Origin of the sequence: Dialister sp., from assembly GCF_036343215.1 — a bacterium.
Lineage (GTDB): Bacteria > Bacillota > Negativicutes > Veillonellales > Dialisteraceae > Dialister.
The window spans coordinates 1-6,411 of sequence record NZ_JAZASU010000093.1; the positions used below are offsets into that span (position 1 = coordinate 1).

General features: G+C 50.5%; 4 protein-coding genes. All 4 read left to right on the forward strand.

Annotated features, from left to right (window positions below; translation table 11 throughout):
- Positions 1–466: 466 nt before the first annotated feature.
- The 4 genes from VZT47_RS08855 (at position 467) to ftsL (ending at position 6,075) form a co-directional block, all read left to right on the forward strand.
- Positions 467–1,423 (forward strand): DUF1858 domain-containing protein, encoded by a 957-nt coding sequence (locus VZT47_RS08855; protein ID WP_330224603.1) that lies wholly within the window; start codon positions 467–469, stop codon positions 1,421–1,423.
- 655 nt (positions 1,424–2,078) lie between these two features.
- The gene (locus tag VZT47_RS08860) at positions 2,079–3,251 is read left to right on the forward strand and encodes a M48 family metallopeptidase (protein WP_330224604.1); all 1,173 of its coding nucleotides are present in this window, start codon (positions 2,079–2,081) and stop codon (positions 3,249–3,251) included.
- A 1,572-nt stretch (positions 3,252–4,823) separates the two neighbouring features.
- A complete protein-coding gene (locus VZT47_RS08865; RefSeq protein WP_330224605.1) occupies positions 4,824–5,765 on the forward strand; it encodes a D-alanyl-D-alanine carboxypeptidase family protein in 942 nt (313 codons plus the stop codon).
- Positions 5,758–6,075, forward strand: a complete 318-nt coding sequence (ftsL, locus tag VZT47_RS08870; RefSeq protein WP_330224606.1) for a cell division protein FtsL — start codon at positions 5,758–5,760, stop codon at positions 6,073–6,075. Before VZT47_RS08865 ends, ftsL begins: the two co-directional genes overlap by 8 nt.
- Positions 6,076–6,411: the final 336 nt, after the last annotated feature.

A 6,411-nucleotide genomic window follows, 5' to 3' on the forward strand; every position in this document is an offset into this window, starting at 1 on the left:
AAGGCTTCCCCCCGGGGAAGCTGGCCCGAAGGGCCTGAAAGGGCAGAATCGATTCGAAGAATCGATCATCCTGCGAATTCCCCTCAGGGGCTGAAAGCTTCGAAACTTTGATTTTTCAGCCATCTTCGTGGCTTGTCATCGATCGGGACTCGGGAAACGGGACTCGGGGCGGTGGCGCGGCACAAATGATATAGCCGCGCCTTTTTATATTTTCAGCACTACCGGTGCAGGGCACATATGAGGGAAACGCAAAGCATGCTTCAAGGCGCCACTTTCCTGAGATTCACGGCAGCCCTGACAACCCCGAGATTCCCGAAACAAAAGTTGTTCGGATGGCAGTTGAAATTTCCTATTATAGCCAGCATCCCTAAAAAACACATATCGAAAACTTGCAATATTTGATATAATAATCTAGTAACACAGAACGACTATCTTCCGAGAGGAAGTTTCTGAAAGGAGTATTTTTATGACAGCAGATAATCTCACGTACTCGCTGGAGATTGATTTCATTCCGGACATCAAAGAAGGCCGGGATGATTTGAAGAAAAGAATGAAAGCGGCAGCGGAAAAAATGGATGGCACCTACATCCTGGATCCGAAAGGCCGTCCCATGATTACAGGACTTTCCCGGACCGATGTGGAACCCATGCTGAAAGAACTGGGCCTCCAGGCTTTCGGCTCCTGGCCTTCCTGCATCCTGACCTGTACCATGACCACACCCCTTCCGATTCGCGCGGTAGGTATGTCCGACGGCTGGGATATTTATACGGGAAAGAAAAATTTCTTTGCCTTCGCCCAGTTTCCCTCCGATGCCATTGCCATCATGGCCAAAGCCTGCTCCTACTATCTGGAACATGAAAATTACCAGTCCATGGAAGAATTCATCGACCAGATGGGTTATGAATCTTTCCGCGATGCAGTCCTTGGAAATACGGTTCCCGGATCCTCCGATTTCGGCAGCACCGATGCTTTCAGCGGATTTGGCCAGCCCGATGTGCCGCCGCTGAAAGAAGGGGACTTCGTCCGTCCGGAACACAACATCATGCAGATCATCGAAGTCTATCCGGAAATGGGACCCTTCCTCATGGAATACGGCATGTCTTGCGTAGGCTGCTTTGTTTCCTATGATGAAAACCTCTGGCAGGCCGCTCAGGGCCATGGCATGGACGTCTTCGAAATCATCGGAGAAATGAATGAATTCATCGCCGACAAATACAAAAAACCACTCCTCACCGAAGATACCCCCATGGAAACCATTCTCACCATGTATCCCCAGCTTTTGACCATTTTCCAGGAAAAAGAAATCGCCATGCCCTCCGACATGAAAACCACCATCGGAGAAATGTGCAAAACCTCAGGAGTCAATCCCGCAGAACTCATCGCCAAATGCGATGAAAGACTCCGGGGCAAAGAAGAAGCCTGAGCCCGGATTATCGGGAATCATTCCGCAGCCATTCCAGTGGCGCCCTTATACAAAGGGCGCCACTTTTGTCTGTCAGGAAATATAAGCTCCCTTCAGCCGGATACCCCAAATCACTCATGCTATCGTTTCAAGTCGAAAACAGGACTAAATGCCAGGAGGAACCAGGGACAAATGACTCTAAAGGAAAATGCGTACCTCCCCGAAGTGCGGGGAGGTGGCCAAAGGCCGGAGGGGATGTCTCAGGCACAAGTCGAAAATGACTTAAATGGTTCGTGAGCAGGGTTCGGTACAAGGCACAAATGAGGCTGATTGACAAAAGATACCAGAGCCAAATGACTCAAAAGAAAAGCAAGTGCTCTCCGCACAGCCTCCCCGAAGTTCGGGGAGATCCCGGAGCGAAGGGGGAGGGGCTGTACGATCGTACAAGTCGAAAATGAGGTCAAAGGAACATGTATACCGGGGAGCTCCCGCAGGGTGAAAGGGCGTACGATGGCAGCCGTCGAAAATGAAAAAAGTCATTCTCTGCGTACCGTAAGAATGAAATCTCCCGAAAATCCCGATTTGAATGATTTCCTCCTCTTAAATCTTCAAGTACTGAAACTTCAAAAAATGATATAATAATTCAAAGTATCCTTTTTCAGAAATGGAGGAAACTATGAAAAACCTGAAACTGAAAATTACCGCTTCCCTTCTCGCCGCAGCCTGCCTCACAGGTATGGCTGTGCCGGTAGCAGAAGCTTCTACGACCTGGCAGAAAATTTTATACGGAGCCGCTGCCATGGCCCTTATTTCCAATTATTACAGCAATCTGGATGACCATAATGGCATGCAGTTTCTTTCCCAATGCCAGCAGCAGACCGGAATCTACGAATCCGCCGAAGCAGACAACCGGGTCCAGAATATTTATGAAAACCTGAGAAATACGGGAGCCGTGGAAAGATCCTACAATGTCTATGTAGCCCCGGACGAAGATATCAATGCCTTCATGAGTCTGGGCGGAGTCCTCTGCGTCAATAAAGGCGCCCTGGATACCATGGATGATGACGAACTGGCCTACATTATGGCCCACGAAGTTTCCCACGGAGAAAAAAGGCACAGCGTTTCCGGTGTCAAAAAACGGATCGGCCTCATGACAGCCGTAGACATTTACCTGGGCGGAGGACTTTCCTTCGGAGAATACATGCTGGCCAATATCGCCACCAACTATGTTTCCAATGCCATCTTCACCAAAGACCAGGAAAAAGAAGCAGACGATCTGGGATTCCAGTACCTCTGCGAAGCCGGTTACAATCCGGGCGGCGGAGCAGCAGCCATGTCCGTCCTGGAAGATAAATATGGAAACAGCAGCCGCACAGGCCTTATGGCCGTCATAGCCCCCTCGAACCATCCGAAAACAGGGGACCGGGTCAATAAAAACCTGAAATGGATGAAGAAATACTCCGGAGACCACGTAGACGTCAAAGACGGATGGATCGAAGTCAATGGAGAAAAAGCCTTCCAGCCAAAAGCCGACGACCGCTATACCGATCGGGAACGGACCTACCTCACCGCAGGTAAACTGGACAAACTCTACCACGCAGGAAACGTCCCCGATGCCACCCTGGATGACAATATCATCTACTGCGGAGAAACCTCCCTCTACACCCTCTCCTCTGAAGAAGACGGAAAAACCTATGTGGCCAACCTCAATAAAGGAATTCAGAAAGACAGAGGACAGAAAGTAGAAAATAAATTCAAAATCGACGACCGCAGAGAAAAAATAGCCGAGAAAAAAGCGAAAGCAGAAAAGAAAGCCAATGAACAGGTGGCTGAACAGAATAAAGAATAACCTTTGAATCGGGAATCCCGGGAATCTCGGGAAGGTGCGGCGCACAATTCCTCGCATAAAAGTTCCGAGTTCCGGGATTTCCTTCCGCCGCAAAGCGGGCAATGGTCAAGCGTCCCCCAGCGGGGGAAGCTCCGCCAAAGGCGGTGAAGGGGGCCATCTATCGAAGTAAATAACGATGTAAGACAATCCCTCCATGCGTAACGTAAATTGAAAAAGCCACCCTTGAAAGGGGGGCTCCGCAAAGCGGTGGGGGGAAGACTGATGCTTGATTGCAGAAAGAGCTTTACAGCCACAAGTGAAGAAAAAGCATCTATCATCCCATCCGTCGACTTCGTCGACACCTTCCCTATCTAGGGAAGGTTGACGATTTGGCGGCCGAAGGCCGCCTGAAAAGACAATCCACCCTTGAAAGGGGGGATGCCCTGAAGGGGCAGGGGGGAAGACTGATAGTTGAAAGTGCAGAAAGAGCTTTCCAGGCACAAGTGCATGGAAACATCAATCATCCTATCCGCCCTGACGGGCACCTTTCCTATCTAGGAAAGGTTGACCAAAAGGCCGCGAAGCGGCCAAAGACAAGCCACCCTTGAAAGGGGGGCTCCGGCGAAGCCGGTGGGGGAAGATGGATGATTTTCCAGCAAAACCCATTCAAGGCACCTATGAAGAAAATGGAAAGCCTGCTATCGGTCACCACCTTTCCTGGGATGGAAAGGTGGCCGCGGAGCGGACGGATAGGTTGTTAAACCATACAAGGCACCTATAAGGCTAAATGCCAAAACATACCCGGGATGAATAAGAATAACGTCAGGCAGCAGGCTCTCCCTCGGGAGAGCTCCGCGATAGCGGTGAGAGGGCAGAATCGATTCGAAGAATCGATAATTTCCTGCTATTTCTCATAGAAGTTCCCAGTTCCCAGATTTCCGTATGGCGTCCTTTGACCGCCAGTTCTCATCCCTCCCCCCTCTGACGCCTCCGGCGCCAGCTCCCCCCAGGGGGAGCCTGACCAAAAGGCCGCGAAGCGGCCAAAGACAAGCCACCCTTGAAAGGGGGCTCCGGCGAAGCCGGTGGGGAGAAGATGGATGATTTTCCTGCAAAACCCATTCAAGGCACAATTGAGGATCATTACGAAAGATAAAACGGACGAAAGTCACAAATCCTCAGCATGCAAACGTTCAAGCCCTCCCAAGTTTGGGAGGGTGCCTGAGCGGAGCGAAGGCGGGTGGGTTGTACTACCGCTCAGCATGCCAAATGAGAGCCGAAGGCCCATATAAAAAGCGGCGCCTTCTACAGATAAAACGGACAAAAGTCACAAATCCTCAGCATGCAAACGTTCAAGCCCTCCCAAGTTTGGGAGGGTGCCTGAGTGGAGCGAAGGCGGGTGGGTTGTACTACCGCTCAGCATGCCAATTGAGAGCCGAAGGCCCCATATAAAAAGCGGCGCTTTTTCTGTCGCGCCGCACCGCCCCGAACCCCGATATCCCCGACAACCCCGACAACCCCGCACCAAAAGCTTTCACACCTGTAATTTCCATTCAATAATCAAGTAATACATATATTTCCAATCGAAAGGACCCCATGAAAAAGCTCTTACTTCTCCTTCTTACCTTTATTTTCTGTTGTGCCCTGGCCTTTGGCATCCTGGTCTATATTACCCCGGAACCGCCAAAAAAACCGGACCTTCCGCCCCCTCCGGAAACAAAAGCCGTTTCCGCAGCCTTACTGGAAGCCAATACAGGACGAATCCTGGCTGAAAAAGAAGGAACCCTCCGTGTATATCCCGCATCCACCACAAAAATCCTGACCACCATCATAGCCCTGGAAGAAGGAAAAGCACAGCTCGACCGGAACGTAAAAATTACCCCCCTGGCCATGAAACAGGACGGCACCAAACTTGGCATCCGTCCGGACATGCCCATTTCCCTCCATCAGCTGCTTTATGGCATGATGCTGATTTCCGGAAATGATGCCGCCGTAGCCACCGCAGAAACAGTGGGAGGAAATTATAACCGTTTCATCGAAATGATGAACGAAAAAGCAGCCTCCATCGGAGTCCATGACTCCCATTTCGCCAATCCCAGCGGACTCACCGATAAAAATCACTACACCACCGCCATCGATATGGCAAAAATTGCCGCCTACGCCATGAAAAATCCGGACTTCCGGGACATCGTCAAACGGAAAACCTACCCCATGACCTACCGGAATGGCCTCTATAGAAACGTGGAAAACAGAAACGAATTCCTCTCCTCCGGTTACGAAGGAGCCAACGGAATCAAAACCGGCATGACCGAAGCGGCCGGAGACTGCCTCGTAGCTTCCGCCGAAAGAAACGGAAAACTCCTCATCGTTTCCCTCTATGATGATGAAAACCGGTGGAAAGACACCAAAGCCTGGCTGGACTACGGATGGACCGTATCCGCTATGGAAGACCAGTACGAAGCCGCCCTGGCCGCAGAAGATCCGATTTACAAATTCATCAACCAGACCCTGGGAAAGGAGCCAAAGAAGGATGCGTAAAAAACAGAACCATCAAAGAAATAAAAAACAACCCTTCCTCGTCCGCCTTTTCCCGGACAGCCCGATCCTCCGGATTATTTTTGCCGTCACCATGGTCATTACAGCCTACGTAGTCATCCAGAATACCTATCACTTCGCCCAGATCCAGGTCCAGGAATACAAACTCAAAAAAGAAAGAGAAAGACTCCTCCAGGAAAAAGAAGACCTCGAAGCCCAGAAAGAAGCACTGAACGACCCCAAAATGATCGAGAAAAAAGCCAGAGAAGACCTGGGCCTCGTCAAACCGGGAGAAGTACCCTATGTAAAGTAGAGTCTTTTGTCCTCCTTACGATTGTGTATCAATGAGCTGAATCGTGGCCCGTGGTCCGTGGTCCGTGAAGGTGGGCGCCCTGAAATCATAGGGGCGCCTCTTTTTATTGCTCCCATCAGGGGCTCCCATGGAAGTTCCGAGTTCCGAGTGAGTCCATCCGCCGCGAAGCGGCTAAAGAAAAGCCACCCTTGAAAGGGGGGCTCGTTATTCTATAATTCTAAGTGCAACAGGAGCTAATATGATTTGTTTAAGAATCTGGTTTCCTCTCTATCCGGCATCCCTTGACGGGTCCTGAGCAAAATGATAAAATCTCCGGCTTTGGAAGCTTAATGGCCT

Bases quoted from the DNA above. Each gene is read 5' to 3' on its own strand.
- VZT47_RS08855 (WP_330224603.1), top strand. From the start codon at position 467: ATGACAGCAGATAATCTCACGTACTCGCTGGAGATTGATTTCATTCCG.
- ftsL (WP_330224606.1), top strand. From the start codon at position 5,758: ATGCGTAAAAAACAGAACCATCAAAGAAATAAAAAACAACCCTTCCTC.
- VZT47_RS08865 (WP_330224605.1), top strand. From the start codon at position 4,824: ATGAAAAAGCTCTTACTTCTCCTTCTTACCTTTATTTTCTGTTGTGCC.
- VZT47_RS08860 (WP_330224604.1), top strand. From the start codon at position 2,079: ATGAAAAACCTGAAACTGAAAATTACCGCTTCCCTTCTCGCCGCAGCC.